Raw genomic sequence first — 5,081 nt, 5'->3', positions numbered from 1 at the left:
GCGGCGGCGGCTTCGGCATCGCCGCCTGGGGCGGCGCCGCCAGCCAGCGCGGCCAGGCGCTGGGCCTCGATGACGACCAGGTCCATCCCCGGGTCGAGCACGGCGCCCGCTGCCGGGGTCGCCGGCGGCGGCAGCGCGCGCGTGACGGAAGCCGCGGCAGCGAAGCGCAGCGAGGCGGCCTGTTCCACCTCGACCCGCTCGCGCGCCGCAAGGTGGTCGAGCATCCGCCCGATGGCGCCATCCGCCGCCACCACCAGCCGGGCATGCTCCACCGCCGGGCCCTGGGCCGTGGGCGGGAGGGGGGCGCAGCCGATCACCGGCAGCAGGGCAAGGACAGCAAGGAGGCCACGGCGCATGGGATGGGGGACTCCGGCAGGGGGCCTGGGCGCCGCCAGTCTCCCGATTCCGGCGCGTCCCGCAATCGGGGGCCGGGTCACGAGGGCTTGGGGTCCGAGACCGCGTGAGACTCCCGGCACCGGCCAAGCCCAGCGCCGCAGGCTAGCGTATCCCCGATGGGACGTGGGCCGGTGCCGGGTGGCAGATCGCGCCGCAGGGCACATGGCCGGAACGCTTTCTCAGCCTCGGCGGCGGGCCTGGCGCAGGTCCCGCTGCAGATCGATGCGCAGCCCGTGGCGGTCGCAGGGCACGAGCAGGCTGGGGGGCAGGCCGATGGCGACGGGCATCGGCGCGGTGCGCGGGCGCGAATGGCCGGCCAGGCGCACATCGACGCCGCCGGCGCCCCGGTTGCGCAGCACCATGCCCCATTCGCCGGCCTGCGCGGTGACGGGTTCGCCGGGCTCGTCGCGCAGCAATCGCACCAGGTCGCCGCGTTCAAAGTCCGGCACCGGCGTTCCATCCGCCAGGTAGGTGATCCGCATGCTGCCCCCGCGCGACCGGGCGCACAGTGCCGAGGCGGGGTGAAGGAAGGCTTGCCAGCGGTGCGCGCCGCCGCGGACGCGGCGCTACCCGCCATCTCCCGGCCGGCGCGCCGCCCAGAACAGCCAGGCGATCCAGCCGAAGGCGCCGAGCAGCATCGCATGCGCGCCGAGCACGACGACCACCGTCTCCGGATGCCAGCCGGACAGGCGCAGCGTGGCGAGGGCCGCGGGCACCGACCACCACAGTACCAGCGCGAGTGCGGCCAGGATCAGCAGCGCCGGGATGGGGCGGCGCGGCGCCGGGGGCAGGCCGGGCGGGCGGCTCATGGCGGGTTGGCGCCCTGCGCGCGGAACCAGCCGGCAGCTCCGCACAGCGCGATGACGAACAGCGTCACGGCTGGCACGTCGTTCGCGCGGCGTTCGAGCAGGGCATGGCCCGCCAGCCCGATCACCACGCCGGCCAGGACGCACGCGATGGCACGGCGGTCGCCTCGCTTCAGGCCGCGCCGCCAGAGCAGCGGATCAGCCGGACTTCGCCAGGGCATCGAAGGCCTTGAGCCGCGCGATCAGTGCCGGCATCTCGCGCAGCGGGATCATGTTCGGCCCGTCGGAGGGCGCGTGGTCGGGGTCGGGATGCGTCTCGATGAAGACCGCGGCGACGCCCACGGCCACGGCGGCGCGCGCCAGCACCGGGGCGAATTCGCGTTGCCCGCCCGAGGACGTCCCCTGCCCGCCCGGCTGCTGCACGGCATGCGTCGCGTCCATCACCACCGGATAGCCGGCCTGCGCCATGATCGGCAGGGAGCGCATGTCGGCGACCAGCGTGTTGTAGCCGAAGGAGACGCCGCGCTCGCAGAGCAGGATGTTCTCGTTGCCCGTGCTCGCGATTTTGGCGGCGACGTTCTTCATGTCCCAGGGTGCGAGGAACTGCCCCTTCTTCACGTTGATGGCGCGGCCGGTCTGCCCGGCCGCGATCAGCAGGTCGGTCTGGCGGCAGAGGAAGGCCGGGATCTGCAGCACGTCCACCGCCTCGGCGGCCGGGGCGCATTGCTCGGGGGCGTGGACGTCCGTCAGGGTCGGCAGGCCGGTGGCCTCGCGCACCTCGGCCAGGATCGCCAGGCCCTCCGTCATGCCGATGCCGCGCGCGGCGTTCACGGAGGTGCGGTTCGCCTTGTCGTAGGACGACTTGTAGACCAGCGGCACGCCGGCGGCGGTCGAGATCTCCTTCAGCGCGGCCGCCATCTCCAGCGCATGCGCACGGGATTCGATCTGGCAGGGGCCGCAAAGGAAGACCAGCGGCAGGTCATTGCCGAGGGTGACGGAGCCGAGGGAGACGTGACGCATGGACCACTCCGGGAGGGCGCGGCGATCCGCGCCACTTTAGGACTTCAGCGCTTTGGGACCGGCAGGGCCGCGCGGCGGGCGTAGGAATGTCCTGTGATGTTATTCCTATAACGCCAAGCGATCCGCAAGGCAAGCACAGCGCAGGCTCACACCAGCCGCGCCTGTTTCACCGCCGCCCCCACGAACCCCGCAAACAGCGGATGCGGCTCGAAGGGCTTCGACTTCAGCTCCGGGTGGTATTGCACGCCGATGAACCAGGGATGGTCCGAGTATTCCACGATCTCGGGCAGCACGCCGTCGGGCGACATGCCGGAGAAGCGCAGCCCCGCCGCCTCGAGCCGGTCCTTGTAGGCGACATTCACCTCGAAGCGGTGGCGGTGGCGTTCGTGGATGGTGGGCGTGTCGGCATAGACCTCGCGCACCAGCGATCCCTCCGCCAGCGCCGCCGGATAGGCGCCGAGGCGCATGGTTCCGCCAAGATCCCCGGCCGCCGCGCGGCGCTCGACCTCGTTGCCGCGCAGCCATTCGGTGAGCAGCCCGACCACCGGTTCCGCGCAGGGGCCGAATTCCGTGCTGGAGGCGCCCTTGATGCCGAGCAGGTTCCGCGCCGCCTCGATCACCGCCATCTGCATGCCGAAGCAGATGCCGAAGAAGGGGACCTTCTTCTCGCGCGCGAAGCGCACGGCTTCGATCTTGCCCTCGGTGCCGCGTTCGCCGAAGCCGCCGGGCACCAGGATGCCGTTGACCTTCTCAAGCCGCGCGACCGCCTCGGCATCGTTCTCGAAGATCTGGCTGTCTACCCAGTCGAGGTTGACCTTCACGTTGTGCGCCATGCCGCCATGGGCCAGCGCCTCGCTCAGCGACTTATAGGCATCGAGCAGGTTGGTGTACTTGCCCACCACCGCGATGGTGACCTCGCCCTCGGGCTGCTTCACCGACTGCACGATGCGTTCCCAGCGGCCCATGTCGGGCTCGCCATAGGCCGACAGGCCAAACAGCCGCAGCACTTCCTGGTCCAGCCCCTCGCGGTGATAGGCGAGCGGCACCTCGTAGATCGTGCTGGCATCCAACGCCGGGATCACGGATTCTGGGCGCACGTTGCAGAACAGCGCGATCTTGCGCCGTTCGTTCTCCGGGATCGGCCGGTCGGACCGGCAGAGAAGGATCTGCGGCTGGATGCCCAGGCCCAGCAGTTCCTTCACCGAATGCTGCGTCGGCTTGGTCTTCAGTTCGCCGGCCGAGGCGATGTAGGGCACCAGCGTCAGGTGCATGAACAGGGAGCGCTGCGGGCCCAGTTCATTCGCCAGCTGGCGGATGGCCTCGAGGAAAGGCAGGGATTCGATGTCGCCGACCGTGCCGCCGATCTCGACCAGGACGAAGTCGTAGCCGTCGGTCTCGGCCTGGATGACTTCCTTGATCTTGTCGGTGATGTGCGGGATCACCTGCACCGTCCCGCCCAGGTAGTCGCCGCGCCGCTCGGCGGCGATCACGTCGGAATAGATGCGCCCCGTGGTCCAGTTGTCGGCCTTGCGGGCCGCCACGCCGGTGAAGCGTTCGTAGTGGCCGAGGTCGAGGTCGGTCTCCGCCCCATCGTCGGTCACATAGACCTCGCCATGCTGGTAGGGCGACATCGTGCCAGGATCGACGTTGAGGTAGGGGTCCAGCTTGCGCAGCCGGACCTTGTAGCCGCGCGCCTGCAGCAACGCGCCGAGGGATGCGGAAGCGATGCCCTTGCCGAGGGAGGAGACCACGCCGCCGGTGATGAAGACGAACCGCGCCATGGGCGCCCTCCTTAGACCCGCGCGCGCGGATGCGCCACCCGCGCCGGATGCGGGGCGGCCGCGCGGCGGCAAGTGGTTGAAAAGCGGCTAGTTCGTGGGCACGGCCGGCAGGGCCGGCGCGGCGGGCGCGCTCGCCGGGGGCGGCGAATCGAGGATCGAGCGGTTCTGGTGCGACGCCCCGCGGTTGAGCAGCGCCAGCGTCAGAGCCAGCACGAAGAATAGCGTGCCCAGGATGGCGGTGCCGCGGGTCAGCAGGTTGGCCGTGCCGCGCCCGCTCATGAACGACCCCATGCCCCCGGAGGAGCCGATGCCCAGGCCGCCGCCCTCGCTGCGCTGGAGCAGCACCAGGCCGATCAGGGCAAGGGTGACGAAGAGATGGAGGACGAGCAGGACGGTGGTCATGGCGTCGCGTATCTAGCGAGACGCGGGGGCGAGGGCTAGCCCGCGGCCCGCGCAATCGCCAGGAAATCCTCCGCGACCAGGCTCGCCCCGCCCACCAGCGCCCCGTCGACATTGGGCAGCGCGAGGATGGCGGCGGCGTTGCCCGGCTTGACCGACCCGCCATAGAGGATGCGCAGGGTCGCCCCCTGCCCCGGAAAGGCCGCGACCAGCCGCGCGCGGATCATGGCGTGCATGGCACCGATGTCGGCCTCGGTCGGGGTCCGCCCGGTGCCGATCGCCCAGACGGGTTCGTAGGCGACCACGCCCCCCGCGGCGCCGAAGCCCGCCGGCAGGCTGCCGGCGAGCTGGTCGGCCACCACCTCCTCCGCCCGGCCGAGCAGGCGGTCGTCCTCGGGCTCGCCGACGCAGACGATGGGGGTGAGGCCGGCGGCGATGGCGGCCTCGGCCTTGGCGCGCACCGTCGGGTCGGTCTCGCGGTAGGAGGCCCGGCGCTCGGAATGGCCGAGGATGACGAAGCGGCACCCCGCATCGGCCAGCATGGGCGCGGCGATGTCCCCCGTATGGGCGCCCTTGGGCGCGGCGTGGCAGTCCTGCCCGCCCACCGCGACCGGCGTGCCGGCCAGGGCCGCGGCCACGGCGGCGACCAGCGTGGCCGGCGGGCAGACCACCAGCTCGG

Annotated in this window: 8 protein-coding genes; all 8 read right to left on the bottom strand. The window is 71.8% G+C overall.

Going from position 1 to position 5,081, the window contains the following annotated elements; genetic code table 11:
- A partial coding sequence (locus HW578_RS22600) for a hypothetical protein (RefSeq protein WP_198372970.1) occupies window positions 1–356 on the bottom strand: 356 nt, incomplete at its 3' end.
- A 219-nt stretch (window positions 357–575) separates the two neighbouring features.
- Window positions 576–878, bottom strand: a complete 303-nt coding sequence (locus tag HW578_RS22595) for a hypothetical protein (protein ID WP_198372969.1) — start codon at window positions 876–878, stop codon at window positions 576–578.
- A gap of 84 nt (window positions 879–962) precedes the next feature.
- The gene (locus HW578_RS22590; protein ID WP_198372968.1) at window positions 963–1,205 is read right to left on the bottom strand and encodes a hypothetical protein; all 243 of its coding nucleotides are present in this window, start codon (window positions 1,203–1,205) and stop codon (window positions 963–965) included.
- The gene (locus HW578_RS22585) at window positions 1,202–1,423 is read right to left on the bottom strand and encodes a hypothetical protein (RefSeq protein WP_198372967.1); all 222 of its coding nucleotides are present in this window, start codon (window positions 1,421–1,423) and stop codon (window positions 1,202–1,204) included. Before HW578_RS22585 ends, HW578_RS22590 begins: the two co-directional genes overlap by 4 nt.
- Complete coding sequence (kdsA, locus tag HW578_RS22580) at window positions 1,401–2,222, bottom strand: 3-deoxy-8-phosphooctulonate synthase (RefSeq protein WP_198372966.1); 822 nt, start codon at window positions 2,220–2,222, stop codon at window positions 1,401–1,403. The genes HW578_RS22585 and kdsA overlap by 23 nt, the downstream gene beginning before the upstream one ends.
- A gap of 146 nt (window positions 2,223–2,368) precedes the next feature.
- The gene (locus HW578_RS22575) at window positions 2,369–4,003 is read right to left on the bottom strand and encodes a CTP synthase (protein WP_198372965.1); all 1,635 of its coding nucleotides are present in this window, start codon (window positions 4,001–4,003) and stop codon (window positions 2,369–2,371) included.
- A gap of 87 nt (window positions 4,004–4,090) precedes the next feature.
- Entirely contained in the window at window positions 4,091–4,405 is a 315-nt protein-coding gene (gene secG, locus HW578_RS22570; protein ID WP_198372964.1) for a preprotein translocase subunit SecG, read from the bottom strand.
- 35 nt (window positions 4,406–4,440) lie between these two features.
- Window positions 4,441–5,081, bottom strand: a 641-nt coding sequence (gene tpiA / locus HW578_RS22565; protein ID WP_198372963.1) for a triose-phosphate isomerase, incomplete at its 5' end; no start/stop codon positions are given.

The sequence above is a fragment of the Roseomonas rosulenta genome (assembly GCF_016106005.1).
Taxonomy (GTDB): Bacteria; Pseudomonadota; Alphaproteobacteria; order Acetobacterales; family Acetobacteraceae; genus Neoroseomonas; species Neoroseomonas rosulenta.
The sequence above is the reverse complement of the archived record's forward strand: the minus strand, read 5'-3'. Positions and strand labels throughout refer to the sequence as shown.